The organism is Actinokineospora spheciospongiae, assembly GCF_000564855.1.
In the GTDB taxonomy this organism is placed as follows: Bacteria; Actinomycetota; Actinomycetes; order Mycobacteriales; family Pseudonocardiaceae; genus Actinokineospora; species Actinokineospora spheciospongiae.
In genome coordinates, this window is record NZ_AYXG01000033.1 from 1 (window position 1) to 26418 (window position 26418).

A 26418-nucleotide genomic window follows, 5' to 3' on the forward strand; every position below is an offset into this window, starting at 1 on the left:
ACCGGGATTGACCACACCGGTCAACGCCAGAACCTCCAGCCGATCGCGGGAGGAGTTGAGCCTGCGGGTCCACGAGGTGGCGAGGGCGGCGATCTCGGCGGCGTCGAGGTAGGCGGCGGTGTCCAGGCGCCAGCCCGCGGCGGCCAGGGCGGGGCCCAGGTCCTCCACGGCCGACTCCGGGGTGGGCTCGGGGTGTTCCCCCACCTCCGGCACCGGTGGCTGCCAGGCGTGCAGGTTGAGGGTGACCAGGAACTCCGCGCCGGGCTCGCAGGCCGCGGCGAGGCCGCGCAGCATCGTCGGGTCGGAGCCGAGGACCCCGCGCAGCAGGCTGCCCCAGGGCATGAGGACGTGCAGCTCGGTGAAGCCGGTCAGGCCCTCGGGCAGGTGCTCGGCAGCGGACCAGACGTAGAGCAGGTTCGGCAGGCCGCCGCGGGCCGGTTTGGCCGCGGCCCTGGTGGCGGCCTTGCGCATGTTGTCCTTGGCCGCGTCCAGGCCGACGACGAGGGTGTCGGGGCGTTCCCTGGCCAGGTGCTGGGGGTGCTTGCCGTCGCCGGTGCCGACGTCGAGGACGGCCCGGGGGTACCGGGCGCGGTGGGCGGCGAAGCCCGCCGCGTCCAGGTCGACCACCTGTTTTCCGGTGACGCGGCGCATGGCGCAGAGGATAGTGCCGCCACGGACCCCGGCGCCCCGGTGGGCGCCGGGGTCCGTCGTCACCGGGCCGTGCGGCGGCGGCGGGTTTCCCCGGCCCGGTGACCGAGCCGCCTGCCGGGCAGGGCGGGCAGCGGCGGAGGCGGCGATCCCACCGGCGCCTGCGGGCCGGTGGGGGGAACAGCTCGGATCGGCGTCGGGGTGCGGTGGTGCGGCCCTCGGGTCGATCGGTGGACAGGAGAGCGGGCGCGGTGGTGCGGCCCCCCGGATCGATCGGTGGACAGGAGAGCGGGCGCGGTGGTGCGGTCCCCCGGGTCGATCGGTGGTCGGGAGAGCGGGTGCGGTGGTGGCGGGTCGGGGGCGGGCAGTCGCGCGGTTCGCGATCGTCGACGGGTTCGGGGCGATCGACCGCGTGTGGTGGCGGTTCATCTGCGGTCCTCCGAGGATCGAGCGGATCGGCCCCTGCTCCACCAACGGCTACCAGCGGGGACGGCGGGCGACCACTGGATCACTTCGCCGCACCGGCGGTGCGGGTCGCGCAGGGCCACCGGCTCGCCGGATCGGGGAACCGCCGCCCGTGGGCCACCGGGTGGTGCCTTCGGGCGGGCGTCACCCGGGGCAGGACCCGTACCGATGAGGTGGGGATGGCGTGGCTCCATCGCCCGATCGGGGGATTCGTGATGCGGTGATGCACCCGGCGCCGGTCGATGCACGGTGGGGCGCATCATGCGGTGCGCCAGCGGGGATCGGTGCTCGCGCTACCAGGGGGAGCGGGTTTCGCTCTGCAATGCGGACGGGAGGTCGCGGTAGACCGCGACGACGTCCCGCACGCCGGTGAGCTGCAACGTGTGCAGGGCGGGCCCGGGTGGGACGGCGACGCGGAGCAGCCTGCCGCGGTGCAGGCAGTGGTAGTGCGCGCGCAGGAACAGCGGGGCCGAACCGACGCTGAGGAAGGTGACGCCGGTGAGGTCGACCACGACGAACCGCTTGACGGTGTCCTCTTCGCAGGCGTCGAGGACCTGCTCCCGCAGCGGGGCCTCGCTGATCAGGTCGACCCGCCCGACGGCGGCGACGACCACCGCGGACCTGGTGGTCCGAGTGGTGACCTCGAGTGGCGCGCCCGGACGCACGGCGGTCTCCTGTGGGGTCATCCCACCGGGCGGCGGCCTGCCGACCGGATTCGACGGACTATAACCGCCCGCGCGCCGGGCGCCGGGGCGTCGACACAGGCGCGGTGGCGGATGCCACTGAAATGGGTCTGTTCCGGTGACACCCGCGGTCGGTCGGAGTCCGTTTCCCGCGCGAGCGCACCGGGTGGGCGGGTTCCCGGCCCGGCGCACAGCGGCACCGCGATCGGCCCGGAATTGTCGGGGGTCGTTGTTAGCGTCGTCGACATGGGGAATCGCAGCACAGCAAGGAGTTCACACACGTCGGGTTCGCACGCGGCGGGGGGATCGGGCGCGTCGGCGGCACCGGGGGCGGGGGTCCGCGGTGGTGTCGGGCGGGGCGGCCCGGCCGACCGGGAATGGGGGTGCTCAGCCTGCTAGGCGGGGCGGGAAGCCACCGGTGGCGATGGGGCCCCAGCGGGTGATGGTGACCCGGATGAGGCACTTGCCCTGGCGGGTCATCGCGGCGCGGTACTCGGCCCAGTCGGGGTGTTCACCGGAGATGGACCGGAAGTAGTCGACCAGCGGTTCCAGCGCCTCGGGGAGGTCGAGGACCTCGGCGGTGCCGTCGACCTGCACGTAGGGGCCGTCCCAGCCGTCGGAGAGGGCGCAGAGGGAGGCGGTGGGGGTGCGGCGGGCGTTGCGGGCCTTGACGCGTTCCGGGTAGGTCGAGACCACGATGCGCCCCTCGGCGTCGACGCCGTAGGTCACCGGGGACAGTTGCGGTCTGCCGTCGGCGCGGGTGGTGGCGAGGACGCACTTGGTGCGCCTGCGCAGGAAGTCGATCAGTTCCGATCGGTCGGGCTTGTGCGCGCTGGCGGTCCTGGGCATGGTCCGATGCTAACCAGTGGGCGTTCTCAGCGCCGTTCCGCGGATTCGGGCCGGGTGGGGCCACCCGGGGTGACCGTCACCCCGGGTGGCCCGGACCCCGGCGCGGTCGGGCGACCCCGCCGGGGTCCGACTGTCACTTCGGAACGGTGAAGGCGGCGACGGCGGGTTCCTGGAGGCTGCCCAGCCACACCGTGCCGCCGCTCTCCCGGACGCCGGTGGCCATGTGGAAGTCCGGTGGGCTGCCGTGGAAGTCGTGCACGGTGGCGCCGGTGGCCGGGTCGAGCGCGCGGACCCACACCGTGCGCCGCGGGGCGGGTTGCAGCTTCTGCGGCAGGCGCCACAGGAACTGCCGGAACACGGGCGGCTTGCCCAGCAGCGCGTCCAGCACCGGGTCGCGGGGGCTGGCGAAGGCGAGCCACAGCAGGCCGTCGGTGCCCAGGGAGAGGTTGTCGGCGAAGCCGGGGAGGTCGTCGACGAACACCGTGGTGTCGGAGGCGGCGGCGGTGGGGCCGGTCACCGGGACCTTGTGCAGCCGGTAGGCGGCCATGTCGGAGACGATCACCGCGGACCGGTCCGGGGTGAGGGCCACGCCGTTGGCGAAGTTCAGGCCGGTGAGCAGCACGTCGAGCGCGCCGTCGGGGGTGCGGCGCAGGAGCCTGCCGGTGCTGGAGTGCTCGATGAGGTCGGCGCGGTAGTGCTCCAGGTCGAAGCGGCTGGTGGAGTCGGTGAAGTACACCGTGCCGTCCTCGGCCACCGCGGCGTTGTTGCACAGGTTGAGGTCCGGTCCGCGCGGGACGAGGACCGCCACGTCGGAGCCGGTGACCAGCAGCAGGCCGCGGTGCGCGTCGCACACCAGCAGGCCGTCGGGGTGGTGCTCCAGCCCGAGCGGGCGGCCACCGGTCGCGGCGACCACCTCGATCCGGCTGCCGTCCGGCGCCAGCCGCACGATCCGGCCGTCGGACAGTCCGGTGAGGACAGTCCCGTCGGAATCGACCAGCACGTCCTCCGCGCCGAACCCGTTGACCGGGTGCACGGTCAGCGGCGGCAGCGCGGTGGGCGACGGTTTCGGTCCGGGCGCGGGTGCCCGCCACACGACCGGTTCGATCTTCGGACGACCCATGCCGGACTCCTCAGCGATACGTCAGCAACTCCCGGTTCGGGCCCTCGAAGTGCCCGTGTTCGTTGAACGACACCAGCGACGCCCCCGCGCGCCCGTGCACGACCTTGGTGACCGCCGCGTTGACCACGACCCGGTTCAGCGCGACCAGCGCGGCCCCCGGCAGCCCGAGCAGCCGCGAGCACAGCGTGGCGATCACCCCGCCCGAGGTGAACACCACCGCCGTGCCGCCGGACCCGAGACCCGCCGCCAGCTCGGTCAGCGCGGCCGCGGCGGCGGCGTCGAAGTCCGCGTAGGTCCCGGCGGGCCCGGCTGACTCGCCATCGGTGATCCAGCCGTGCAGCGCCCGGTCCAGCACGGCCTGGAACTCGCGCGGCGAGGCGGGCGCGCCCACGTTCTCCCGCGCCAGCAGGTGCTGCACCAGCCCCAGGTGGTCGTACTCGTTCCACCTCGGGTCCTCCCGCACCGGCAGGTCGAGGCCCGCCGCGGCCAGCGCGATGGACGCGGTGGCGCGCTGCCGCGACAGGGTGCCGGACCACGCCTGGACGGGGGTGATGCCGCGCGTGCGCAGCTCCTCCCCCAGCACCTTGGCCTGCAACTCCCCCTGCGGCGACAGGACGTCGTAGTCCGCCGCGCCGAAGGACGCCTGGCCGTGGCGCAGCAGGTAGACGACGCTCATGCCGACCTCACGCCCCACCGATGACTTCGCGGCAGCGCCACTCCAGGTACCCGACGAACATCCAGAAGTCCTTGAAGCGCGGGTTCGTGGTCTGCCCGTGGTGGAACCGGTAGTAGATCTGCTGCATGATCACGGCCAGCCGGAACAGCCCGAACGCCTCGTAGAACGCCCAGTTCGCGGTGCTCAGGCCCATCCGCGCGCAGTAGTGGTCGACCAGCTCGGCGCGGGTGAGCATCCCGGGCAGGTGCGTGGGCTGGCGCCGGGCCTGCTGGTACACCATGTCGTCGTCGGCCTGAATCCAGTAGGCGACCGCGCCGCCGAGGTCCATCAGCGGGTCGCCGAGGGTGGACATCTCCCAGTCGAGCACCCCGACGACGTCGAGGGAGTCGTCCAGCACGACGTTGTCGAAGCGCCAGTCGTTGTGGATGACCACGGTGGCGACGTCGTCGGGCTGGTGCGCCGCGAGCCAGTCCATGACGGCGGCGAAGTCCGGCACGTTCTCCGTGCGCGCGGCCGTGTAGCGCTTGGACCAGCCGCCGACCTGGCGGGCGACGTACCCGCTGCCCTTGCCCAGGTCGGTGAGCCCGGCGGCCTCCGGGTCGACGCGGTGCAGGTCGACCAGCCGGTCGACCAGCGCCGTCGACAGCGCCCGCGCCTGCCCGGCGCCCAGTTCCATGCCCTCGGGCAGATTGTTGCGCAGGATCGTGCCCTCGATCCGCTCCATGACGTAGAAGTCGGACCCGAGGACCGACTCGTCCTGGCACAGCCCGAGCACCGTCGGCACGTACGGGTAGACCGGCTTGAGCCCCTTCTGCACCCGGTACTCGCGCCGCATGTCGTGCGCGGACGCGGCCTTCTTGCCCACCGGCGGGCGGCGCAGGATCAGCTCCCGGTCGGGGTAGGTGAGCAGGTAGGTCAGGTTCGAGGCGCCGCCGGGGAACTGGCGCACGACCGGTTCTGCGTCCAGGCCGTCCACGACGGTCCGGAGCCAGGCGTGCACGGCGGCGGTGTCGAAGCTGTCCTCCGCCCGGACCTCGGACGCCTCGTCACGGGGTGCGCTCATGACATCTTCGCGACGATCGGCAGTGGCAGGTTGCGCATGGCGAAGCCGAGCAGGGTCCACGGCCACGACGGGGCGCACGCCTCGGCCACCTCGCGCTCGATGGCCTTCACCATCGCCCGCACCCCGGGCACGGTGTCGACCATCAGCGGGGTCTTCTTGACCTTGTCGTTCATCTCCGAGCGGATGTAGCCCGGGTAGATCGTGCTGACCTTGATCGGCGTCTTGAGCGTGTCGACGCGGATGCCCTCGGCCAGCGCGGCGATCCCGGCCTTGGTGGCGGCGTAGGTGGACAGGTTGCCGCGCATCCCGCGCATCGCGCTCATCGAGGAGATGACGACCAGGTGGCCGGAGTCCTGCTCGCGGAACGCCTCCATCGCGGCCTCGCACTGGGCGAGCGCGGCGACGAAGTTGGTCTCCGCGGTCTGCTTGTTGGCGTAGAAGTAGCCGGTGCCGATCGGCTGCCCCTTGCCCAAGCCCGCGTTGACGACCACGCGGTCGAGCGTGCCCAGTTCCTCGCGGAACTCGCCGAACACCTTGAACACGGCGTCGTGGTCGTTGACGTCGAGCGCCCGGACGGCGACGGTGATGCCCGGGTAGGTCGCGGTCAGCTCCGCGCGCAGCTCGTCGAGCCGGTCGGTGCGGCGCGCGGCCAGCGCCAGGTTTCGGCCCAGCGCGGCGAACTGCCTGGCCATCTCCTCGCCCAGGCCGGAGCTGGCCCCGGTGATGAGGATGTTCTTGCGGCTCACGGGTTCTCCCCTTCGATCTTCGACCGCATCCGGTCCCAGAACGAGACGACCTGCGCCTCGTAGGCCTCGGGTTGCAGGCGCTTGAACTCGTGCGACTGCCTGCCGTCCTCGTGGGTCAGCACCAGGAACCGGTTCTCGGCCACGCCCTGCACGACCTGCTCGGCGACGTCGTCGGCGGTGACGGTGGCCCGCTCCATCAGCTTGCGGGTGACGTTGACCCCGGGGTGGTCGGCGTTGCGCGCGGCGTCGGGCAGGTTGGTCTTGAAGAAGCCGGGGCAGACCACGGTTGTGCCGATGCCGTAGGGCGCCAGTTCGAACCGCAGCGTCTCCGACAGTGACAGCACCCCGGCTTTGACCACGTTGTACGGGGCCATGGCGGGCAGGTTCATGATCGCGGCCATCGAGGCGACGTTGACGATGTGGCCGCTGCCCTGCGCCTTGAACAGGGGCGTGAAGGTCCGGCAGCCGCGCACCGGACCCTTGAGGTTGATGTCGATGATCCAGTCCCAGTCGGCCATCGGGACGACCTCGATCCGCCCGCCCGCGCCGACGCCCGCGTTGTTGACCAGCACGTCGAGGCCGTCCCATTCGGTGGCGCACCACTGCCGGGCCGCCTCCCAGGACTCCTCGGAGGTGACGTCGAGGGCGAGGGACCGGGTGTCCAGCTCCGCGGCCACCGCCTCCGCCGCGGCCGGGTTCACGTCGGTGACCAGCACCCGCGCTCCGGACCGCGCCCACCTGGTGGCGAGCGCCTTGCCGAGACCGGACCCCGCTCCGGTGACCAGGACGCGGGGGCTCACGGGAGGTACTTCTTCAGCTCGATGCGGGACACGACGCCCTGGTGGACCTCGTCCGGGCCGTCGGCCAGGCGCAGCGCGCGGGCCCCGGCGTAGGCCGCGGCCAGCGGGAAGTCGTCGGTCATCCCGGCGCCGCCGTGCAACTGGATGGCCATGTCGATGACGCCCAGTGCCATGTTCGGGACCACCACCTTGATCTGGGAGACCTCGGACAGCGCACCGCGCAGCCCGTGCGTGTCCAGCTTCCACGCCGTGCTCAGCACCAGCAACCTGGCCTGGTCGATGGCGATGCGCGCGTTGGCGATGCGCTCGCGGTTGCCGCCCAGGTTGGCCAGCGGCTTGCCGAAGGCGACCCGGTCGGTGGCGCGGCGGCAGGCCAGCTCCAGGGCCTTCTCGGCCAGGCCGATCAGCCGCATGCAGTGGTGGATGCGGCCGGGGCCGAGGCGGCCCTGGGCGATCTCGAAGCCGCGGCCGGGTCCGGCGATGACCGCCTCCAGCGGCAGCCGCACGTCGGTGAAGGTGACCTCGCCGTGCCCGGAGGGGGCGTCGAGGCGGCCGAAGACCGGCAGCATCCGCCCCACGGTGACCCCGGGGGTGTCCAGCGGGACCAGGACCATCGAGTGCCGGGCGTACTTGTGCGCGTCCGGGTCGGTCAGGCCCATGAAGATCGCGACCTTGCAATTCGGGTGCCCGATGCCCGTGGAGAACCACTTCGTGCCGTTGAGCACGATCTCGTCGCCGTCGACGACCGCGGTGGCGGCCATGTTCGTCGCGTCGGAGGAGGCGACGTCCGGTTCGGTCATGCAGAACGCCGAGCGGATCTCCCCGGCGAGCAGCGGGGTCAGCCAGCGGTCCTTCTGCTCCTGGGACCCGAACATGTGCAGGACTTCCATGTTCCCGGTGTCCGGGGCGTTGCAGTTGAAGACCTCGGGGGCGATGGCCGAGCGGCCCATCAGCTCCGCGAGCGGCGCGTACTCGACGTTCTTGAGCCCGGCGCCGTGCTCGGTGTCGGGCAGGAAGAGGTTCCACAGGCCCTTGGCCTTGGCCTTCGCCTTCAGCTCCTCGATGACCGGGAGGACGACCCACGGGTCGTCCAGGGCGGCCAGCTCGCGGTGGTGGTCCGGCTCGACCGGGTCGATCTCGGTGGCGATGAACTCACCGACCCGATCCAGGTACTCGGTCGCACGGGCGCTGTGCGCGAAGTCCACGGGGAAACCTCCGGATTGCGGATGAGCACTGGTTACTAAGCTACCGCTTAGTAGTGGCCGGTTCAACAGGCTCGCCCCGATCGGCGGCGCCGTGACCGGGGCCCGCGGTGCCCGGCTCACCCCTGCCCGGAACGGGAGCTGCCCCCGCCACGAGGGTGGCGGGGGCAGCTCCGGCGCGGTTCTCAGCCCACGTTGAGCAGCAGGTTGGGGGTGCCCGCCGTGGCGTTGGTGATCTTGTCCGGAGTGGCCGCGCCGGTGAGGCCGTCGGCCACCTCCGCCGGGCTCGAACCCGGGTTCTGCGCCAGGTACAGCGCCGCCGCGCCGGTCACGTGCGGGGTGGCCATCGAGGTGCCGCTGATGGTGTTCGTGGCGGTGGAGCCGCCGATCCAGGACGAGGTGATGTCCACGCCCGGGGCGTAGATGTCCACGACGTCGCCGTGGTTGGAGAAGTCCGCCTGGGCGTCGTCGATGTCCGAGGCGGCCACGGTGATGGCCTCGCCGACCCGGGCGGGCGAGTAGGACGCCGCGTCGTCGCCGGAGTTGCCCGCCGCGACGGCGAACACGACACCGGAGGAGATCGCGCCGCGCACGGCGCTGTCGAGGGCCTCGTCGACGCCGCCGCCGAGGCTCATGTTGGCCACCGACGGGCCGGAGTGGTTCTCGGTCACCCAGTCGATGCCCGCGACCACGCCCTCGGTGGTGCCGGAGCCGTCGGCGTCGAGGACGCGGACGCCGACGAGGTCGACCCCCGGGGCCACGCCGTACTCGGCGCCGCCGACGGTGCCCGCCACGTGCGTGCCGTGGCCGTTCTCGTCGTCGGGGTCGGAGTCGTCGTCCACGGCGTCGAAGCCGCTCTTGACCCGGTCGCCGAAGGCCTCGTGCGCGGCGTTGATGCCGGTGTCGACGATGTAGGCGGTGACGCCCGCGCCGTCGGAGGGGGCGCGGTAGGTGTCGTCCAGCGGCAGGTCCGCCTGGTCGATCCGGTCCAGGCCCCAGGACGCGGTGGCGTCCACGTGGAACCGCTGGTTCGCCTGCACGTAGGCGACCGAGCTGTCCGCGGCGAGCTTCTTGGCCTGCGCCTCGCCCATGTGGACGGAGAACCCGTCCAACGCCGAGTCGTAGGTCTTGCCGACCCGACCGCCGAAGCGACCGGCGAGCGTGTTCGCCTGGCTGCTGACCTCAGCGGCCCGCAGGGAGTCCTTGAGGACCACGATGTAGCTGTCGGCCACCGCGTTCGCGGTGCCCGCCAACCGGATCTGGCCCTCGGCCGCCTGGGCGGGGGTGGCCAGTGCGGCCACCGCAGCCGCCGCGCCGACGAGACCGAAGCCGACTGCGAATCGGCCCCGACGACCTTCGCGCCTCGTGTTCATGGGATTGCCTTCCGTTTGCCCCGACAAGAACCGCTCCGACGCTGGAGGGGTTCACCGTGGTCACTCTCCGCGTCGTTGCTTGATGGTTATGCAACGCGGGAAGCGGACATCGGGGCAACGGTTCACACTTGCCACAACTGAGCCGTGCGGCGGAATGCAGATGCGCCGCACAGCCCAGCGGCGGACAAGCGCGACCATCGGGAGATGATCCTTGAGGTGACGTGGGTTCAGTTGGTTTCAGCAGGTCAAAGCCCCGATATCGGAGAACTTCCCCGTTTCGCGGTGATTAACCACCAGAGTGCACCGATTGCGTGAAACTTGTTTGGACCGGGTCGGCAAATGGCCCAATCAGCACCATTGTGGACCGGCATCCCCGACTCCCGGAGCTTGTGCCGGTTCAACGCAGCGTGATAATGCCGCTCAGCCGAATTCGGGCAGCCGCTTGCGCATCAGCTTCCCGGTGGCGTTGCGCGGCAGCTCGTCGAGGAACACCACGTCGCGCGGGACCTTGAACCGGGCGAGGTTGCTCTTCACGTGCTCGCGCAGGTCGTCCTCGGCCACCGAGGCGCCCTCCTCGACCACGACGTAGGCCTTGAGCCGCTGGCCGAACTTCTCGTCCTCGACGCCGAGCACCGCCGCCTCGACCACGCCGGGGAACTCCACCAGCAGGTTCTCGATCTCGGCCGGGAACACGTTCTCCCCACCGGAGACGATCATGTCGTCGTCGCGGCCGTCGATGAACAGCCTGCCCTCGGCGTCGAAGTGGCCCAGGTCGCCGGTGGACAGCAGCCCGTCGATGACCTCCTTGTTGCGGCCGTCGGTGTAGCCCTCGAAGGCCAGGCCGCTGCCCGCGAAGATGCGGCCGGTGACGCCGGGCTCGGTGATCGCGGTGCCGCGGTCGTCGTAGAGCACGACCTTGCAGCCCACCGGCGGCTTGCCCACGGTGCCCGGCGCGGCGCGCCAGTCCGCCGGGGTCGCCACGGTCGCCACCGACACCTCGGTCGAGCCGTAGAGGTTGTGGATGACGTCGCCGAACACCTTGCTGGCGCGGTTGCCCAGCTCGGGCGACAACGCGGAACCCGCGGTGAACACGACGCGCAGGCTGGACGTGTCGTACCTGCCCAGCACCTCCGGCCCCAGGTCCATGATCCGCTGGAGCATGGTCGGCACCAGCACCAGCGCGGTGGCCCTGTTCGCCTGGATCATCCGCAGCGTGGCCTCGGGGTCGAACCTGCGGCGCAGCACGACCGCGGAGTGCAGGGCGAAGCTGATGATGAACTGCGAGATGCCGGTCGCGTGGAACAGCGGCGCGGCCAGCACGGTCGCCTCCCCCGCGCGCAGCGGGATGCGGTCGAGGAACTGCGCGGCGGCCAGCGGCGAGCGCACCTGCCGCGGCGCGCCCTTGGGGGTGCCGGTGGTGCCGCTGGTCAGCAGCACCATCCCGCCGGGCCTGCTCGGCGCGGGCAGCGGCGCGTCGTCGGTGGCGGCGATCAACTGCTCCAGCGTGCGCTCCGCCGTCGGGGTGGTGTCGACCCACGCCAGGAACCGGGGCAGGGTGTCCGGCAGCGTGTCCACCAGCTCGGTGAACTCCTGGTCGTGCACGAACACCGTGACGCCCTCGCGCTTGGTGACGTCGATGAGCTGCGGCTTGGCGAAGCCGGTGTTCATCAGCAGCAGCCGGGCGCCCAGCTTGCCGGTGGCCAGCATGGTCTCGACGGCGCCGCGGTGGTCGCGGGCCAGCAGCGCCACCACGGAGTGCTCGGTCACGCCCTGCGCGGCGAGCGCCCTGGCCAGCGCGTTCGACCGGAGGTCGAGCTGGCTGAAGGTCAGCGATCCCAGCTCGTCGACGAGCCCGACGGCCTTGCTGTCCCTGGTCGCGGCCACGCGGGCGGCTCCGGCGATGGGCCCGTACTTGCGCACGGCCATCGCCGACTTGAGCACGTGGTCGGGCCTGCTCAGCGGGACCAGTCCCGCCTTGCGCATCACGTCCACGCTGCGCACCGCCGTGGGGACCATGGCCGCGAGATCACGCACACGGGTCAGGTACTCGGTCACCGATAGCCTCCTGGGGTTACCCTTCGGTAACACCGTGCCGTAGAACCTACTAGTGAGTCAACCAGTGGCCCTACCGCCGGTACGGAGCGCTCACTTCCCCCTGGCCACCAGCCGGAATTCTTGTCGTGCCCGCGCAAGCCGCGCGCTTTTTGTCGGTGCCGGACCGGACAATGCGGGTATGCGGGTCGTGGTCGTGCCGGGGGAGGACGGGGGTGGGCGGGCGGTCGTGTCCGGGGACGCCGCTCCCGGGGGTGGCGGGGGCGGTGAGGTCGGTGAAGTCGGTGAAGTCACCGAGGTGGCCGACCTGGCCGGGTGGATGGGCGAGCTGGAGCGGCGGGTCGGGCCGCGGTGGGTGGTGCCGTCGCTGGCGGAGGTGTACCCGGCGCTGCTGCGGGCGGGGGTGCGGTTGGGGCGGTGCCACGACCTGGGGCTGGCGGAGGCGATCCTGCTGGCCTTCGAGGAGCGGGCGGGTCGGCCGCGGAACGTGGCCGCGGCGTGGGCGCGGCCGCGCGGGCTGCCCGAGCCGGAGGACGCGAAGCCGCAGGCGCGCGGGGAGCAGCCCGCGCTGTTCGAGGCCGACCGGCGGACCACGCCCGCGGGCGCGGACCCGGTGGCGCAGGCGGTGGACGTGCTGGCCGACCAGGAGCGGCGGATCGCCGGGACCGCCCGGCCCGACCTGCTGCGGCTGCTGGTGGCGGCGGAGTCCGCGGGCGGGCTGGCCGCGGCGGAGATGACGCACTTCGGGCTGCCGTGGCGGGTCGACGTGCACCTGGACCTGCTGGTGTCGTCCCTGGGGCCGCGGCCCGCGCCGGGCGCCCGACCCGCCCGGCTCGCCGAACTGGCGGCGCGGATCTCGGCGGCGTTCTCCGGGCGGCCGATCAACCCCGACCACCCGCCGAGCATCGTCAAGGCGTTCGCCAGGGAGGGGATCGAGGTCGACTCGGCGCGGGCCTGGGTGCTCAAGGGCGTCGAGCACCCGGCGGTGGAGCCGCTGCTGGCCTACAAGGAACTGGCGCGGCTGTGGGCGGCGCACGGGTGGTCGTGGTTGGACAGTTGGGTCGAGGGCGGGCGGTTCCGGCCGGACTACGTGGTCGGCGGGGTGGTGTCCGGGCGGTGGGCGACCCGGGGCGGGGCCGCGTTGCAGTTGCCGAAGGTGCTGCGGACCGCGGTCCGGGCCGACCCGGGGTGGGCACTGGTGGTGGCCGACGCCGCGCAACTGGAGCCCCGGGTGCTGGGGGCGCTGTCCGGGGACCCGCGGTTCGCCGAGGTGGCCGCCGGGGACGACCTGTACGCGGGGGTGGCGGCGGACGCGTTCGACGGGGACCGGGACCGGGCGAAGACCGCGATGCTCTCGGCCATGTACGGCGGCACCTCCGGGCCCGCCGGGGCGCTGCTCGCCGTGCTGCGCAAGCGGTTCCCGGTGGCGGTGGAGTACGTGGAGCAGGCGGCCCGGGCCGGGGAGGCCGGGCGGGTGGTGCGGTCGCGGCTCGGGCGGACCTCGCCGCCGCCGAGCGAGGCGTGGCAGGAGCGGGTCTCCGCGTCCGGCGACGAGGAGGTGGAGCGGCGGGCCCGGCTGGCGGCGCGGGACTGGGGGCGGTTCACCAGGAACTTCGTGGTGCAGGCCTCGGCGGCGGACTGGGCGCTGGCGATGCTGGCGTCGCTGCGGCGGCGGCTGCTGGGGGAAACCGCCGAGATCGTGTTCTTCCAGCACGACGAGGTGATCGTGCACTGCCCGGCCGAGGTCGCCCCGCTGGTGGCGGCCGAGGTCGAGGCGGCGGCGCTGGAGGCCTCCCGGCTGGTCTTCGCCGGGGCGGTCGTGCAGTTCCCGCTTGCCGCGTCCATTGTGGACTCGTATGCGGATGCCAAGTAGCGCACCGGGTTCCGTCGCGGCGGGGGGGGTATCCGGTGAGAGGTCGCCGAGGGTTCGGCCGCCGGTGAGGGCCATCGTGAGGTCCGAGTCCACCAGGAGGGTGCGGACCGCGTGGCGGACGCCGACGGCGGTGGCGATCTCCGGCAGCACGTCCGGGGACGTCCCCGCCCCGTCGACCCGGCGGCCACCGTGATCGGACAGGACCACCGGGGACCTCGTGCGCCGCGGCGGGGCCGGGGCGACCGGCCATCAGCCCCGGGGGCCGAACGGCTGGGGCGGTGGGTACCCGCCCGGCTGCGGGTGGCTCGCCTGCGGCTGACCGGACCCCTGCGGCGGGTGCTGCTGCTGCGCGCCGCCCTGTGCCGGGAACGGCTGCCCGAAGCCCCACGGCGCCGACCCGGGCACGCCCGGCTGCGCGAAACCTTGCGGCGGCGACACCGGCATGCCCGGGTGGGTGGAGCCCTGCGGTGGGGACAGCGGCGCACCGGCCGCCTGAGCGAAGCTCGGGACGGGCGCCTGGGGGAAGCCCTGCGGCGGGGACAGGGGGACGCCTGGCTGGTGGTGGCCCTGCGGCGGGGTCAGCGGCGCGCCCGACAGGCCGTGGCCCGACAGGCCGTGGCCCGGCTGGGTGGAGCCTCCGGGCGGCACCGGGCCGCCGGGGCCCGCCGCCGGGTGCGGCCGCGCGGGGGTGTCCTTGCCGAACCTGCTCGTGAGCACCAGCAGCAGCGCGCCGAGTGCGCCGAGGATCAGGCCCGCGCTGGGTTGCCACGGGTTGCTCCAGCTCATCAGCGGGAACTGGATTCCGGTGAAGCCCAGCGCGGCCGAGCCGAAGCCGAACACGATCAGGACGGCGAAGAATCGGCGCGCGGTGATCCCCCGGCCCGCGAAAGGTCGAACGGGGTACTGACGCGGTCCGCCGACCCGCGATTCCCCCGTTCGAGTGATTGATCTGTCCGGGCGAGCCGGGTGTTCGTCGCGGGAGGTCAGCGCATCCGCATCCGGGCCAGGCCCACCCAGCACACCGCGCCGGACAGCGCCGCCGCCACCAGCGCCGGGACCAGCGGCTGCGTCCCGGTCGCGCCGAAGGCCAGTGCGACGGTCCACACCGCCAGCGACGCCAGCCCCACCCCGAGCAGTCCGGCGCCGACGCAGAACAGCGGCACCCGGCTCCACAGTTGCGCGAGCGGCAGGCGGGCGGTCCGCGGCAGGCCCAGCAGCCCGTGCAGCCCCGTCCCGGCGACGGCGAGCAGCAGCGCCAGCGCGAACCACACCAGCAGGCGACTCGGCCGCGGCGACCCGGCGAGCAGCAGCAGGAACCCGCCCAGCAGCAGCCAGCCCGCGCAGCGGCGCAGCAGCAGCCACAGCGCGATCCGCTGGGCGCGGCCGAACGGGACCTGCGGGCCGGGGTCGGCGCGGGCGGCGCGGACGTCGGCCAGCCTGCCCAGTGCGGCGCGGGTGTCGGTGTTGGCGGGGTCCAGGCGCAGCGCGTCGGTGAAGGCGCGCTTGGCCAGCGGGCGCTCGTCGGCCCAGAGGGCGGCGGCGCCGAGGACCTCGTGCGGGCGGGCCTCGTCCGGGGCGACCTCGACCGCGCGGCGGGCGGCGGCGAGGGCGTCCAGCGGGGAGCGCGGGCCGTGCGCCTCGGCCAGCGCCACGTGCGCGCGCCAGTCGTCGGGGTCGCGGCGGGCGGCCTCCCCGGCGGAGGTGGCGGCCTCCTCGAACCGGCCCAGCTCGCCGAGGGCGAGGCTGGCCAGCCGGTGCGCCCAGGACCGCTCACCGAGGGTGATCGCCCGCTTGGCGGCGGTGAGGCAGTGCTCGGGCTGCCCGGCGTCGAACAGGGCGGCGGCGAGCCTGCACCAGGCGGCGGGGTTGTCCGGGTGCACCACCAGCACCGGGCGCAGCAGGGAGATGGCGGCCTCGGGCTGCCCGGCCGCGGTGAGCTGGGCGGCCTCGGTCAGCACCGCATCGATCGGCTCGGCCATGGCACCCTCCCGCCCCTCGGGCGCCCAGTGTGTCAAGCCGCCGATCAGGTCGGGGAACGACCCGCCCGGCCGGGGGTGACTGTCCGTGTCGACTCCCCTCCGAAGCGGGCTCGACCTGGCGACCGCCAAACAGGTAATCCACTGTGCCCGAACCCCATCCTGACCCGAATGCGTGGCCGCTACCAGGGCATTACCCCAGGTGGCGCAGGCGACAGGGGCAGCTCGCACGTTCTTACCTAGACTGATCGGGTGAATCCGGCGTCAAGGGCGCAGAAGCCTCGGCTCGCGCTCATCCTGGGCGGGTTGGCGGCGTTCGGGCCGCTGTCGATCGACATGTACCTGCCCGCGTTCCCGGAGCTGGCGCGCACCCTGGGCGCGGGCGAGTCGCAGGTCCAACTGACGCTGACCGCGTTCATGGTCGGCCTGGCCGCAGGGCAGGTGGTGGCCGGGCCGCTGTCGGACTCCCTCGGCAGGCGCAAACCGCTGCTGGTGGGGCTGGTGCTCTACACCGTCAGCTCGCTGGTGTGCGCGGTGGCGCCGACGGTGTACGCGCTGGTCGGGCTGCGGTTCGCCCAGGGCGTCAGCGCGGCGGCGGGGGTGGTGATCGCCCGCGCCGCGGTGCGCGACCTGTACTCCGGGACCGAGATGGCCCGGTTCTTCTCGATGCTGATGCTGGTCAACGGGCTGGCCCCGATGCTGGCCCCGGTCGTCGGCGGGCAGGTGCTGCGCTGGGTGTCGTGGCCGGGCATCTTCGTGGTGCTGGCCGGGTTCGGCGTGCTGCTGCTCCTCGCCTCCGCGGTCGGCCTGCCGGAGACGCTGCCGCCGCAGCGGCGCAAACCCCCGCACCTGCGCGCCACCGTGCGGTCCTACGTGCGCATCGGCACCGACCGCACGTTCATCGCCTACGCGCTCGCGGCCGGGTTCACCCTGGGCGCGATGTTCGCCTACATCTCCGGTTCCTCGTTCGTGCTCCAGGACCTGCACGGGCTGTCCCCGCAGCAGTTCAGCGTGGTCTTCGGGGTGAACGCGCTGGGCATCGTGCTGCTCTCGCAGCTCAACAACCTGCTGCTGCGCTGGTTCACCCCGCGCAGGCTGCTGACCGCCGGGCTGGTCAGCTCCACCGTCGGCGGGGCCGCGGTGCTGGCCGCCGTGCTCGGCGGGCTGGGCCTGCCGTTCCTGCTGCCGGGGCTGTTCGTGGTGGTGGCCAGCGTGGGCATGGTGACGCCGAACTCGACCGCGCTGGCGCTGGCCGACCACGCGGGCCGGGCCGGGACCGCGGCGGCGCTGCTGGGCGTGCTCCAGTTCGTCATCGGCGGGCTGGCCGCGCCGCTGGTCGGCATCGGGCACGGGTCCGCGCTGCCGATGGCCCTGGTGATCGCCGCGCTGTCGGTGGGCGGGCTGGCGGCGTTCGCGCTGACCAGACCGACCCGGCGCAGGCCGGGCCGGTACGCGGCCTTCCGCGAGGCGCGCACGATGGAGATCGAGATCCCGCTCGGCGCGCTCGTGCCCTCAGCGCAGGGCGCGCCACAGCGGCCGGAGGAGGGTCGAGGTGAGGACGGCCAGCGGCGGCTCGGCCCGGCGCCGGGCTTCCGGGGCCGATTCCGGGGAGAGTCGGTACGCGACGCCGAGAAGCTGCCGGGCCAGGCCGGGGGCGACGACGCGTAGCAGCTCCAGCGCGAACCCCTCCGGCCGCTGGACCACGTCGCCGCCTCGGGTGAGCGCGCGCAGGACCATCGCCGCGCCCTTCTCCGGGGTGGCCGCGGGCACGCCGCGGTAGACGCCGGTGGCGCCGATCATCGGGGTGCGCACCAGCGGCATCCGCACCGAGGTGACGGTGACCCCGTCGGCGACCAGCTCGCGCCCGGCCGCCCGGCCGAACGCCTCCAGCGCCCCCTTCGACGCCAGGTACGCGGAGAAGCGCGGCGTGTCCGACTGCAGGCCCATGGTGGTGACGTTGACGATCCGGCCGAAGCCGCGGGCCCGCATCCCGGGCAGCAGCCCGAGGGTCAGCCGCAGCGGGGCGAAGTAGTTCAGCGACATGGTGCGCTCGAAGTCGTGCAGCCGGTCGACCGACAGGTGCACCGCGCGGCGGATCGACCGGCCCGCGTTGTTGACCAGCACGTCGACCACGCCCAGCTCCTTGACCAGGGCGTCGACCGCGTCGCCGTCGGTCAGGTCGCACGGGTGCACCGAGGCCCGGCCGCCCAGCGCCTCGACCTCCCCGCGCACCTCCTCCAGCTCCGCGCGCCTGCGCGCGACCAGCAGCACGGTCGCCCCGCGCCGCCCGGCGGCGAGCGCGGTGGCCCGGCCGATGCCGGAGGACGCGCCGGTGACCACGACCCGGCGCCCGCGCAGCGACCCGGAGTCGACCCAGGCCCGGTCCGGGTCCAGGTGCTCGGCCCAGTACTCGACCAGGACCCTGGCGTAGTCGGCGAACCGGGGCAGGTCCACGCCGCTGCCCGCCAGTGCCACGGCGGTGGCGCCGGTCTCGAACTCGGTCGGCAGGTCCAGGTGCGGCAGCACCTCGGCCGGGATGCCCAGCTCGGTGAGCACCGCGGCGGCCGGGGCGGGCACGGTGCGCACCGCGGGCAGCCGCACCGGCAGGGTGGCCGCGATCCGGGGGGCGTCGACGACCGCGGCCAGGGCGTTGTAGACCTCGCGCACGGGCTGCCCGCCCGGTTCGGTGAGGTGGTAGGTGGTGCCGGTGGGCGCTTCGAGGTGCATCAGGTGCGCCATGGCGTCGACCACGTAGTCGACCGGGACGACGTTGGTGCGGCCCAGCTCGGGCAGCACCAGCGGCAGCGCCCGGGGCAGCCGGGCGAGGCGGACCAGCGCGGGCAGGAAGAAGTAGGGGCCGTCGACCTTGTCCATCTCGCCGGTGGTGGAGTCGCCGACCACGGCGGCCGGGCGGTAGACCCGGAACGGGACCTCGTCCTGGTCGCGGACCAGCTCCTCGGCGGCGAACTTGGTCGCGTGGTACGGGCTGTGGTGGCGCTGGCCGAGGTCGAAGTCGGACTCGGCGAAGCGGCCCCGGTGGTCACCCGCGACCGCGATGGACGACACGTGGTGCAGCAGGCCCGCGCCGGTGGCGGCGGCGAACGCGAGCACGTTCGCGGTGCCGGTCACGTTCGCGGCGTGGTTGGCCTCGGCGGGGGCGGTGAAGTCGTAGACCGCGGCCAGGTGCACGACGTGGTCGACCGGTCCGGGCAGCGCGGCGGGGTCCACGCCCAGGCCGGGCTCGGTGAGGTCACCGGCGACCGGGACGACCAGGTCGGGCCGGGACCAGTGCGCCGAGGCGGCGGTGAAGCGGGCGGTCGACTCGGGGCGGACCAGGGCGTACACCCGGTCGCAGTCCGGACGGGCGACCAGCCGCTCGACGAGCCTGCGCCCCAGGAACCCGGTCGCGCCGGTGATGAAGTAGGTGGCCATGCCGTGCCTCCGTGCGGATTCCGCCAGTATCTACTCCACAGTAGTACCGTCGGTCAGTTCTCGGGCTCGATCGACGCGTCCACCACCGCGTCCCGCAGCGCCGCCCGCAGCCTGCCCACGTCCAGCGGGGTGAAGATGGCCGTCTCCCCCGGCGGGGACACCAGCACCACCCGCCCCGCCCGCACGAACACGGTCACCTCGCGCTTGCGCCCCGCCAGGTCACGACAGCTCACACTCCACTCCCTGTGGCTGGTCACTGCGGCCCACCTCTCATCCCCCGACTGTCCCCTCACCACTTCCGACGCGTGCCGCAACGAGACGTGACGCCGCAAGTCACGAGATAACGGAACTTCCCCGGGAGGGGTCCCGGGAGGGGAACCCCGACCACCCCGTCCGACCCCGGGATGACGCCCGGTGACCTGCGAACCGGCAGACTGACCCGGTGAGTGAGACCACCAGCGGCGCGGGCCCCCGGCTGCGCGCACCCGTGAACCTGGTCAGCCGCCGCGCCATCGGCCACTGGGCGCTGCGCGCCGGTCTCGGCTGGCTGGTGGTCCTGCTGGCGCAGGCCGTCCCGGTCGTGCTCGCCGCGGGCGCGCCGACCTGGTTGCGGGTGACGCTGCTGGTGAGCGCGCTGGTCGCGGTGGCGCACGTGGTGGTCATGCCGCGGTGGCGCTACCGGGTGCACCGCTGGGAGACCACCCCGGACGCCGTGTTCACCCGCGGCGGCTGGGTCAACCAGGAGTGGCGGCTGGCCCCGGTCTCGCGAATCCAGACCGTCGACACCGCCCGCGGCCCGTTGCAGCAGCTACTGGGGCTGGCGACCGTCACCGTCACCACCGCCTCGGCGCAGGGGCCGGTGACCATCGAGGGCCTCGACGCGGAGGTGGCCGCCCGGATCGTCGACGAGCTGACCGCCACCACCCAGGCCACCCCCGGGGACGCCACGTGACCCCGCCCCTGCCCGCCGCCCCGGAGTACGTCGAACCCGCCCCGGAGTGGGGTCGGCTGGACCCCAGGATGATCGTGGTGCGGCCGCTCAACGAGCTGGTCGGGCTGCTGCTGCCGCTGTTCGCGCTGGTCTTCGTCGGTGACGTCAACCTGGTGCGCACGCTGTTCGGCGCGGGCACGGTGGCCTTCGTGGTGCTCTACGGCCTGCTGTCCTGGCTGACCACCAAGTACCGGATCACCGACACCCAGGTGGAGCTGCACAAGGGCGTGCTGTTCCGCCAGCGGCTGGCCATCCCGCGCGACCGGATTCGCACCGTCGACCTGACCGCCAAGCTCGGGCACCGGCTGTTCGGCCTGACCGCGGTCCGGGTCGGCACCGGCAAGCAGGAGCGCGGCGGCGGCGAGGGCGTGGCGCTCGACGCGGTCACCGCCGCGGAGGCCGACCGGCTGCGCCAGGTGTTCCTGCACCGCCGCGCGGGCGCCCCCGAGGACGGTGCGGGCGGGACCGCCGAGAACACCGCCGACGACGGTGCGCCGATCGCGGCGCTGTCGGGCTCCTGGTACCGGTACGCGCCGCTGTCGCTGTCCGGGTTGATCGGTGTCGGCGCCTCGGTCGGTTTCCTGATGAACCTGGCCAACGAGCTGGACCTGGAGTTCTCCGAGTTCGGCGTGCTGCGGTCGGTCTACACGTGGTTCGCCGAGTCCGGCCCGGGAACGATCGTGCCGGTGACCGCGGTGGCCACCGTGGTGCTCGCGGCCCTGGCCTCGCTGCTGGGTTACCTGCTGCAGAACCACCGCTACCGGTTGACCCGCCAGGCCGACCGGACCCTGCGGGTGCGCCGCGGGCTGCTGACGACCCGGTCGGTGTCCATCGAGGAGGACCGGCTGCGCGGGGTGGACGTGCACGAACCGCTGCTGCTGCGCGCGGGCCGGGGCGCGCGGCTCAGCGCGGTGACGACCGGTCTGGGCCGGATGAGCGGCAGCGCGCTGCTGCTGCCGCCCGCGCCCCGCGCGGAGGCGCACCGGGTGGCGGTGGAGGTCCTGGGCGAGCGGGTCGACGTGCCGCTGCGCCCGCACCCGCCCCGCGCGCTGGTGCGGCGACTGGTCCGGGCGGTGGCGCCCGCGGTGGCGGTCGCGGTGGTGCTGCTGGGGTTGGCGCTGCTCGTCGACTGGCCGCACTGGCCGTGGGTCGTGGCGGTGTTCCTGGTGCCGGTGGCCGCGCTGGTCGGGTACGACCGCTACCGGGGGTTGGGGCACGCGCTGACCGAGCGGTACCTGGTGAGCCGGTCGGGTTCGCTGGACCGGTCGACGGTGGCGTTGCGGCGCACCGGGATCGTGGGGTGGAAGATCAGCCGCACCCTGTTCCAGCGGCGCGCGGGCGTGTTGACGATCACCGCCGTCACCGCGGCCGGGTCCGGCGGCTACCGGGTCCTCGACGTCGGCGAGGCGCAGGGCCTCGCCCTCGCCGACGCGGCCGTGCCGGACCTGCTGGCCCAGTTCCTGGAGCACCGGGCACCCGAAAGTTGATCTTGGTCATGTGCGCCGACGCGCGCGCTGTGACAACATCCGGCGTCGTCGACCGGAACGATCACTGGGGGACCGAGGATGCTGGACGAGACCGTACGACCCGATGAGACCGTGGTGCCGCTGCTGCACTGCACGGCACCGGAGGAGACGCTGGAGTTCTGGCGGGCGCTGGGGTTCACCGTCACCTACGAGCAGAAGAAGCCCTACCTGTACCTGGCGTTCCAGTGGAGCGGCTTCGCCCTGCACTACGGGCGCGCGGCGGCGTCGGTGGACCCTGCGCGGGAGGAGACCGGCGGCTGCCTGGTGATGGTCGGCTCCGTCGCCGCCTACCACGCGGCGTTCACCGAGGGGATGCGCCGCGCGTACGGCAAGGTGCTGTCCACGGGACTGCCCAGGATCACCCGCCACCGTCCCGGCGCCTCGCGGTTCACGGTCATGGACCCCTCCGGCAACTCGATCATCTTCATCAACCGCGAGGAGCCGGAGGAGGTCGAGTACGGGGGCTCGAAGAAGCTGGACGGCCTCGCCAGGGTCCTGGACAACGCCCGCATCCTCCGCGACTTCAAGAACGACGACCGGGCCGCCTACCGCGCCCTCGACTCGGGCCTGCGCCGCCACGGCGAAGCGGCCCCGGCCGTGGAGCGGGCCGTCGCGCTGGCGGGCCTCGTCGAACTCGCGACGGCTCTGGGCAAGAACGACCAGGTGCCGGTCTGGGGTGCCCGCCTCCGCGAACTCGTCCTGACCCCTGAGGACCACCACCGCGTCGAGGAGTCGGTCGCCGACCCGGACCTCCTGGCCCCCTGGTTGCGCCCCTAGACCGCGTCCCGGGTTCGCGGCGGCCCCCGGGGGCCGCCGCGATCCCGACCGGGTCAGTCGACCGGCCAGGTGTGCACGGGTTCGTTGCTGTGCATGAACTCCGCGTACCGGCGCACCATCTCCCGCAGCGCCTGCTCCCGGCTCACCGACCCCGCCGCCTCCAGCGACTTCACCGTCTCCACCTGCCAGGTGGCGCCGTTGCGCCCGGTGATGCAGCGCTGTTCGATGACGCCGAGCAACCGGTCCCGGTCGGCCGGGTCCACCCCCCACGCGTCCAGGCCCCGGTGGGCCATCGGCAGCAGGCGGCGCAGCACCAGCTCGGTGACCGGGACCTCGCCGACGTTGGGCCAGTACACCCGGGCGTCGATGCCGTTGCGGGCCGCGGCGTGGAAGTTGTCCTCGGCGGCGGCGAAGCTCATCTGCGTCCACACCGGACGGTCCTGGTCGGCCAGCGCGCGCACCAGGCCGAAGTACAGCGCGCCGTTGGCCATGGTGTCCACCACGGACGGTCCGGCGGGCAGCACCCGGTTCTCCACCCGCAGGTGCGGGCGGCCGTGCACCACGTCGTAGATCGGGCGGTTCCAGCGGTAGACCGTGCCGTTGTGCAGGCGCAGCTCGTGCAGCTCCGGGGTGTCGCCACGGGCGAGGACCTCCACCGGGTCCTCCTCGTCGGTCAGCGGCAGCAGGGCGGGGAAGTACTGCGCGTTCTCCTCGAACAGGTCGAAGATCGAGGTGATCCACCGGTCGCCGAACCACACCCTGGGGCGCACGCCCTGGGCCTTGAGCTCGTCCGGGCGGGTGTCGGTGGCCTGCTCGAACAGCGCGATCCTGGTCTCGGCCCAGAGCTGCTTGCCGAACAGGTACGGCGCGTTCGCCCCGAGCGCCACCTGGATGCCCGCGGCGACCTGGCTGGCGTTCCAGTACTTGGCGAAGTCCTCCGGCGCGGTCTGCAGGTGGTACTGCACGCTGGTGCACGCGCTCTCCGGGGCGATCGAGTCGGCGTGCGCGACCAGCCGCTCCCGCCCACCGATGTTGATCTCCAGGTCCTCGCCGCGGGCGGCGAACACCTGCTCGTTGAGCAGCTTGTAGCGCGGGTTCGTGCTGAGCACGTCGAGGCTGATGTGCTTTCGCTGCAACGTGGGCAGGATGCCCACCATCACGATCCGCGAACCGGCCCTGCGCGCCTTCTGCTCGGCCTCGTTGAGGTCGTCGCGCACCAGCTCCTCGAACGCGCGCAGGCCGTGCGGGCCCAGCGGCTGCGGCGGCAGGTTGATCTCGATGTTGAACCGCCCCAGCTCGGTCTGGAAGGCCGGGTCCGAGATCGCCGCCAGCACCTCGGCGTTGCGCATCGACGGGTCCCCGTCCCCGTCGACCAGGTTCAGCTCGATCTCCAACCCCGCCATGGGGCGGCCCGCGTCGAACCGGGACTCGGCCAGCATCTGCGCGAACACGTCCAGGCAGCGCCGCACCTTCTGCCGGAACCGCTGGCGATCGGCCCGGGTGAACTCCGTCGACTCGACATCCTTGCCCATGCCCCCAAGCGTGATCCATCGCGGCGCCCGCCGCCACACGCTGGGCCATCCGGACGCGCCCACCGGAGCCCGACACGGGCGCGCGGCGCTCGGGCGCGGCGGCGGCCCCGGCTAAGCTGCCACGCGTGACGGACCGCCTGGTATGGATCGACTGCGAGATGACAGGGCTCGACCTGGGCAAGGACGCCCTGATCGAGATCGCCGCCCTGGTCACCGACTCCGAGCTGAACGTCCTCGGGGACGGCGTGGACCTGGTGATCCACACCGATGACGACACCCTGGCGGGCATGCCCGACGTGGTGCGGGAGATGCACGCCCGCTCCGGGCTCACCGAGGAGGTCCGCGCCTCCACGCTGACCCTGGCCGAGGCCGAGCGGCAGGTGCTCGACTACGTCCGCGAGTGGGTCCCCGAGGTCCGCACGGCCCCGCTGTGCGGCAACTCCATCGCCACCGACCGCGGCTACATCACCCGCGACATGCCCGCCCTCGACGCGCACCTGCACTACCGGATGGTCGACGTGTCCTCCATCAAGGAGCTGTGCAGGCGCTGGTACCCGCGCATCTACTACGCGCAGCCGGACAAGGGCCTGGCGCACCGGGCGCTGGCCGACATCCGGGAGTCGATCCGCGAGCTGCGCTACTACCGCGGCACCGCCTTCGTCGCCCAGCCCGGCCCCTCCACCGAGGAGGCCAAGGCGGTCGCCGAAGCCGTCCTCGCCGCGGATGCCTAACCCGGTATGAAGCCCGCGCACGGGCACGCTATGCTGTGCGCGCACGGTGCTGAAAAGCGCCGCTGTGGTGGGTGTAGCTCAGTTGGTAGAGCACCTGGTTGTGGTCCAGGAAGTCGCGGGTTCAAGTCCCGTCACTCACCCGTACGAAGGCCGATCCCCGCTCCGCGGGGGTCGGCCTTTTCGGTTGCCACGGGAGGCGTGCGGTGCGCGAGGTCGAGATCCGGGACGACATGATCCGGCTGGGTCAGTTGCTCAAGCTGGCGGGCGCCGCCGAGGACGGCGCGCACGCCAAGGACCTCATCGACGGCGACGAGGTCACGGTGAACGGCGAGGTCGAGATCCGCCGGGGCAGGCAGGTGCGCCCCGGCGACGTGGTCGGGGTGGGCGGCGAGTCCTTCCGGGTCACCGCCCGCCCCTGAGCGCGGTCAGCGCTTGCCGCCCGCCTTCCACGTCTCCCACGGGATCTGCCAGTCGCTCTGGCCGTCCCAGGCTTCGAGCACCGGGCCGCCGGAGTTCTGCACCACGATCACGTCGCCCTTGTTGGAGATGCTCTGCAACCAGGCGGCGTTCTCGGTCGACATGTTGATGCACCCGTGGCTGACGTTGCGCACCCCCTGGTCGCGCACCGACCACGGCGCGGAGTGGAAGAAGATGCCGCTGTTGGACATGCGGCTCGCCACCTCCACCTCCGTCCGGTAGCCCGCCGCCGAGTCCGTGGGCACGCCGTAGGTGGAGGAGTCCATCGTGTAGTCGGTGTGCTCGCTCATCACCGTGTAGGTGCCGACCGGGGTCTCGTGGGCCTTCTTGCCCAGGGAGATCGGGATGGTGCGGGCGGGGGTCCCGTTGACGGTCACCGTCATCTGGTGGGTGGTCCCGTCGGCGACGGCGATCACCGAGTCGCCCACCGTGACGGTGGCGGTGCGGTCGGCGCGGCCGTAGACGCCGTTGCCCAGGTCCTTGCCGTAGATGGCGGCGTTGATCGTGACGGTGCTGTGCGCCTTCAGGTACTCCTTGGGCCGCCAGTGCACCTCTTTGTCGCTGAACCAGTAGAAGGCCCCCTCGGCGGCGGGGGTCGGGGTGACCGTGATCGCCTTCTCGGCGGCGGCCTTGTCGGCCACGGCGGCGTCGAAGTAGAACGCGAACGGCTGGCCCACGCCCACGACCTGCCCGTCGAGCGGGTTCATCGACAGCGCGGTCTGGCGGGCGGGCTTGACGGTGGTGAACGTCGAGGTCGACGTGGCCGTCCTGCCCGCGGGGTCGGCGGCGGTGGCCGTGGCGGTGTAGGTCTTGCCGTAGCCCAGCGCCTCGGTGGTCGTCCAGCTCGTGCCGTCGGCCGACAGCGCGCCCGCGACGACCTTGCCGTCGGCACCGGTGACCGCGGCCTCGGTGATCTTCCCGCCCGCGGCCGTGACCGTCACCGGGGCGCCCGGCGCGACCCCGGCGGCCTGGTCGGCCGGGGCGAGCGCCAGTGCCAGCGGAACGGGCGGCGCGGTGGACCGCGCACCGGCCGCCACCGCCTCCGGCGGCGTCCCACCCGGTGTGGCCGACCCCTCGGCGGTGCACGCCGCCACCGCGACCACCCCGACACAGGCGAGCACCGCCCGCGCCCACCGACCCCTCGTCATGTCCTACCCCCAAAAGCTTGACCGTCACCCGGGTGACCAGTGTGCCCGACAATCACCCGAAAGGGTGGGGGACCTCCGAAAACAGACAGGGGTACCCCCCGATTTTGGGCCTCCCGGGGGCCTGTGCTAACTTTTTCCCTGTCAGCGGGAGAGACACCCTCCCGGCGAGCGCCGCTAGCTCAACTGGCAGAGCAGCTGGCTCTTAACCAGCGGGTTCGGGGTTCGAGTCCCTGGCGGCGCACCACAAGACAGCGGAAGACCCGTCCACACCGGACGGG

The 26418-nt window shown here is 73.1% G+C and carries 23 protein-coding genes, 2 tRNA genes and 1 pseudogene; 9 read left to right on the forward strand and 17 right to left on the reverse strand.

Annotation, left to right across the window (positions count from 1 at the left end; all coding sequences use genetic code 11):
• From kamB to UO65_RS04265, 11 genes are all read right to left on the reverse strand, one after another.
• The coding region (kamB, locus tag UO65_RS36565; protein WP_035278955.1) for a 16S rRNA (adenine(1408)-N(1))-methyltransferase KamB at nucleotides 1-651 on the reverse strand (651 nt) is incomplete at its 3' end.
• Between the two features lie 755 nt (nucleotides 652-1406).
• The gene (locus tag UO65_RS33020) at nucleotides 1407-1778 is read right to left on the reverse strand and encodes an STAS domain-containing protein (RefSeq protein WP_052020670.1); all 372 of its coding nucleotides are present in this window, start codon (nucleotides 1776-1778) and stop codon (nucleotides 1407-1409) included.
• Between the two features lie 405 nt (nucleotides 1779-2183).
• A complete protein-coding gene (locus tag UO65_RS04225) occupies nucleotides 2184-2645 on the reverse strand; it encodes a PPOX class F420-dependent oxidoreductase (protein WP_035278912.1) in 462 nt (153 codons plus the stop codon).
• A 133-nt stretch (nucleotides 2646-2778) separates the two neighbouring features.
• The gene (locus tag UO65_RS04230; protein WP_084175296.1) at nucleotides 2779-3765 is read right to left on the reverse strand and encodes an SMP-30/gluconolactonase/LRE family protein; all 987 of its coding nucleotides are present in this window, start codon (nucleotides 3763-3765) and stop codon (nucleotides 2779-2781) included.
• Between the two features lie 10 nt (nucleotides 3766-3775).
• Complete coding sequence (locus UO65_RS04235; protein ID WP_035278960.1) at nucleotides 3776-4441, reverse strand: histidine phosphatase family protein; 666 nt, start codon at nucleotides 4439-4441, stop codon at nucleotides 3776-3778.
• A 7-nt stretch (nucleotides 4442-4448) separates the two neighbouring features.
• On the reverse strand, nucleotides 4449-5504 hold the full coding sequence (locus UO65_RS04240; RefSeq protein ID WP_035278914.1) for a phosphotransferase family protein: 1056 nt from the start codon (nucleotides 5502-5504) through the stop codon (nucleotides 4449-4451).
• On the reverse strand, nucleotides 5501-6250 hold the full coding sequence (locus tag UO65_RS35485; protein WP_035278915.1) for an SDR family oxidoreductase: 750 nt from the start codon (nucleotides 6248-6250) through the stop codon (nucleotides 5501-5503). Before UO65_RS35485 ends, UO65_RS04240 begins: the two co-directional genes overlap by 4 nt.
• Nucleotides 6247-7050 carry an SDR family oxidoreductase gene (locus UO65_RS35490; RefSeq protein WP_035278917.1) on the reverse strand — a complete coding sequence of 268 codons (804 nt, stop codon included), beginning with the start codon at nucleotides 7048-7050 and terminating at the stop codon, nucleotides 6247-6249. Before UO65_RS35490 ends, UO65_RS35485 begins: the two co-directional genes overlap by 4 nt.
• Nucleotides 7047-8255, reverse strand: coding sequence for an acyl-CoA dehydrogenase family protein (locus tag UO65_RS04255; protein ID WP_035278919.1), 1209 nt, complete (start codon nucleotides 8253-8255; stop codon nucleotides 7047-7049). Before UO65_RS04255 ends, UO65_RS35490 begins: the two co-directional genes overlap by 4 nt.
• Before the next feature lie 182 nt (nucleotides 8256-8437).
• Entirely contained in the window at nucleotides 8438-9625 is a 1188-nt protein-coding gene (locus UO65_RS04260; protein WP_035278921.1) for a S8 family peptidase, read from the reverse strand.
• Between the two features lie 420 nt (nucleotides 9626-10045).
• Nucleotides 10046-11641, reverse strand: a complete 1596-nt coding sequence (locus UO65_RS04265) for an acyl-CoA synthetase (protein ID WP_035278963.1) — start codon at nucleotides 11639-11641, stop codon at nucleotides 10046-10048.
• Between the two features lie 217 nt (nucleotides 11642-11858).
• Here UO65_RS04265 and UO65_RS04270 point away from each other — a divergent pair, with 217 nt between their 5' ends.
• Nucleotides 11859-13550, forward strand: coding sequence for a bifunctional 3'-5' exonuclease/DNA polymerase (locus tag UO65_RS04270; RefSeq protein ID WP_035278923.1), 1692 nt, complete (start codon nucleotides 11859-11861; stop codon nucleotides 13548-13550).
• A 249-nt stretch (nucleotides 13551-13799) separates the two neighbouring features.
• On the opposite strand, the gene UO65_RS04275 is transcribed toward UO65_RS04270, so the two are convergent.
• Nucleotides 13800-14390, reverse strand: coding sequence for a hypothetical protein (locus UO65_RS04275; RefSeq protein ID WP_035278925.1), 591 nt, complete (start codon nucleotides 14388-14390; stop codon nucleotides 13800-13802).
• A gap of 143 nt (nucleotides 14391-14533) precedes the next feature.
• Complete coding sequence (locus tag UO65_RS04280; RefSeq protein ID WP_035278927.1) at nucleotides 14534-15529, reverse strand: tetratricopeptide repeat protein; 996 nt, start codon at nucleotides 15527-15529, stop codon at nucleotides 14534-14536.
• A gap of 249 nt (nucleotides 15530-15778) precedes the next feature.
• On the opposite strand from UO65_RS04280, the pseudogene UO65_RS34315 reads away from it, so the two are divergent.
• Nucleotides 15779-16933, forward strand: a pseudogene (locus UO65_RS34315) (Bcr/CflA family multidrug efflux MFS transporter); the annotation flags it as partial.
• 105 nt (nucleotides 16934-17038) lie between these two features.
• Here the strand turns inward: UO65_RS34315 and UO65_RS04290 are convergent.
• Together UO65_RS04290 and UO65_RS04295 are read right to left on the reverse strand one after the other, a co-directional pair.
• The gene (locus UO65_RS04290; protein WP_035278929.1) at nucleotides 17039-18958 is read right to left on the reverse strand and encodes an SDR family oxidoreductase; all 1920 of its coding nucleotides are present in this window, start codon (nucleotides 18956-18958) and stop codon (nucleotides 17039-17041) included.
• A gap of 53 nt (nucleotides 18959-19011) precedes the next feature.
• Nucleotides 19012-19215, reverse strand: a complete 204-nt coding sequence (locus UO65_RS04295) for a hypothetical protein (RefSeq protein WP_035278931.1) — start codon at nucleotides 19213-19215, stop codon at nucleotides 19012-19014.
• A 185-nt stretch (nucleotides 19216-19400) separates the two neighbouring features.
• Between UO65_RS04295 and UO65_RS04300 the strand changes: the two genes are divergently transcribed.
• The 3 genes from UO65_RS04300 to UO65_RS04310 all read left to right on the forward strand — a co-directional run bounded on the left by UO65_RS04300 (nucleotide 19401) and on the right by UO65_RS04310 (nucleotide 22252).
• Nucleotides 19401-19910, forward strand: a complete 510-nt coding sequence (locus tag UO65_RS04300) for a PH domain-containing protein (protein WP_035278933.1) — start codon at nucleotides 19401-19403, stop codon at nucleotides 19908-19910.
• Nucleotides 19907-21436: a PH domain-containing protein gene (locus tag UO65_RS04305; protein WP_035278936.1), complete on the forward strand. Its 1530-nt coding sequence runs from the start codon at nucleotides 19907-19909 to the stop codon at nucleotides 21434-21436. Before UO65_RS04300 ends, UO65_RS04305 begins: the two co-directional genes overlap by 4 nt.
• A gap of 78 nt (nucleotides 21437-21514) precedes the next feature.
• Nucleotides 21515-22252, forward strand: coding sequence for a VOC family protein (locus tag UO65_RS04310; protein WP_052020672.1), 738 nt, complete (start codon nucleotides 21515-21517; stop codon nucleotides 22250-22252).
• A 53-nt stretch (nucleotides 22253-22305) separates the two neighbouring features.
• Here the strand turns inward: UO65_RS04310 and UO65_RS04315 are convergent, their stop codons facing one another.
• Nucleotides 22306-23784 (reverse strand): glutamate--cysteine ligase family protein, encoded by a 1479-nt coding sequence (locus UO65_RS04315; RefSeq protein WP_035278938.1) that lies wholly within the window; start codon nucleotides 23782-23784, stop codon nucleotides 22306-22308.
• A gap of 125 nt (nucleotides 23785-23909) precedes the next feature.
• Between UO65_RS04315 and orn the strand changes: the two genes are divergently transcribed.
• The 3 genes from orn (at nucleotide 23910) to UO65_RS04330 (ending at nucleotide 24934) form a co-directional block, all read left to right on the forward strand.
• Nucleotides 23910-24515, forward strand: coding sequence for an oligoribonuclease (gene orn, locus UO65_RS04320; RefSeq protein ID WP_035278940.1), 606 nt, complete (start codon nucleotides 23910-23912; stop codon nucleotides 24513-24515).
• Nucleotides 24516-24582: 67 nt separating this feature from the next.
• Nucleotides 24583-24655 (forward strand) — tRNA-His (locus tag UO65_RS04325).
• Nucleotides 24656-24718: 63 nt separating this feature from the next.
• A complete protein-coding gene (locus UO65_RS04330) occupies nucleotides 24719-24934 on the forward strand; it encodes an RNA-binding S4 domain-containing protein (protein ID WP_084175297.1) in 216 nt (71 codons plus the stop codon).
• 6 nt (nucleotides 24935-24940) lie between these two features.
• Here the strand turns inward: UO65_RS04330 and UO65_RS04335 are convergent, their stop codons facing one another.
• Nucleotides 24941-26140 (reverse strand): L,D-transpeptidase, encoded by a 1200-nt coding sequence (locus tag UO65_RS04335; protein WP_084175298.1) that lies wholly within the window; start codon nucleotides 26138-26140, stop codon nucleotides 24941-24943.
• A 168-nt stretch (nucleotides 26141-26308) separates the two neighbouring features.
• On the opposite strand from UO65_RS04335, the gene UO65_RS04340 reads away from it, so the two are divergent.
• Nucleotides 26309-26384: transfer RNA gene (locus tag UO65_RS04340), tRNA-Lys, on the forward strand.
• The last annotated feature ends 34 nt before the right edge of the window (nucleotides 26385-26418 follow it).

Coding starts and splice junctions, on each gene's coding strand:
- UO65_RS04310 (WP_052020672.1), top strand. CDS start 21,515: ATGCTGGACGAGACCGTACGACCCGATGAGACCGTGGTGCCGCTGCTG.
- UO65_RS04235 (WP_035278960.1), bottom strand. CDS start 4,441: ATGAGCGTCGTCTACCTGCTGCGCCACGGCCAGGCGTCCTTCGGCGCG.
- UO65_RS04230 (WP_084175296.1), bottom strand. CDS start 3,765: ATGGGTCGTCCGAAGATCGAACCGGTCGTGTGGCGGGCACCCGCGCCC.
- UO65_RS04280 (WP_035278927.1), bottom strand. CDS start 15,529: ATGGCCGAGCCGATCGATGCGGTGCTGACCGAGGCCGCCCAGCTCACC.
- UO65_RS04315 (WP_035278938.1), bottom strand. CDS start 23,784: ATGGGCAAGGATGTCGAGTCGACGGAGTTCACCCGGGCCGATCGCCAG.
- UO65_RS04240 (WP_035278914.1), bottom strand. CDS start 5,504: ATGAGCGCACCCCGTGACGAGGCGTCCGAGGTCCGGGCGGAGGACAGC.
- UO65_RS04270 (WP_035278923.1), top strand. CDS start 11,859: ATGCGGGTCGTGGTCGTGCCGGGGGAGGACGGGGGTGGGCGGGCGGTC.
- UO65_RS04260 (WP_035278921.1), bottom strand. CDS start 9,625: ATGAACACGAGGCGCGAAGGTCGTCGGGGCCGATTCGCAGTCGGCTTC.
- UO65_RS04335 (WP_084175298.1), bottom strand. CDS start 26,140: ATGACGAGGGGTCGGTGGGCGCGGGCGGTGCTCGCCTGTGTCGGGGTG.
- UO65_RS04290 (WP_035278929.1), bottom strand. CDS start 18,958: ATGGCCACCTACTTCATCACCGGCGCGACCGGGTTCCTGGGGCGCAGG.
- UO65_RS04225 (WP_035278912.1), bottom strand. CDS start 2,645: ATGCCCAGGACCGCCAGCGCGCACAAGCCCGACCGATCGGAACTGATC.
- UO65_RS04265 (WP_035278963.1), bottom strand. CDS start 11,641: ATGGTCCCCACGGCGGTGCGCAGCGTGGACGTGATGCGCAAGGCGGGA.